The sequence below is a fragment of the Microvirga pakistanensis genome, from assembly GCF_004458765.1.
In the GTDB taxonomy this organism is placed as follows: domain Bacteria; phylum Pseudomonadota; class Alphaproteobacteria; order Rhizobiales; family Beijerinckiaceae; genus Microvirga; species Microvirga pakistanensis.
This window is the reverse complement of sequence record NZ_SPJX01000363.1, coordinates 1-223: the sequence shown is the minus strand read 5'-3', so window position 1 is coordinate 223 and position 223 is coordinate 1. Positions and strand designations below refer to the sequence as shown.

Below are 223 nucleotides of genomic sequence, written 5' to 3'. Positions count from 1 at the left end.
GCTGACGATCGCGCTGCGCAACCCCGGCCGCTTCAAGGCGGTGTCGGCGTTGGCGCCGATCGCTTCACCCATGAACTGCCCGTGGGGCGAGAAGGCGCTCCAGGCCTATCTCGGGCCGGAGCGGGCGGCCTGGCGGGACTACGATGCCTGCGCGCTGATCGAAGGCGGCGCGCGCGTGAGCGACATCCTGGTCGACCAGGGCACGGCCGACGGCTTTCTGGAC

General features: G+C 71.3%; 1 protein-coding gene. It reads left to right on the top strand.

The features are described 5' to 3' along the window. Nucleotides 1-223: alpha/beta hydrolase-fold protein (locus E4K09_RS18180; RefSeq protein WP_244610542.1), on the top strand; the 223-nt coding region annotated here is incomplete at both ends.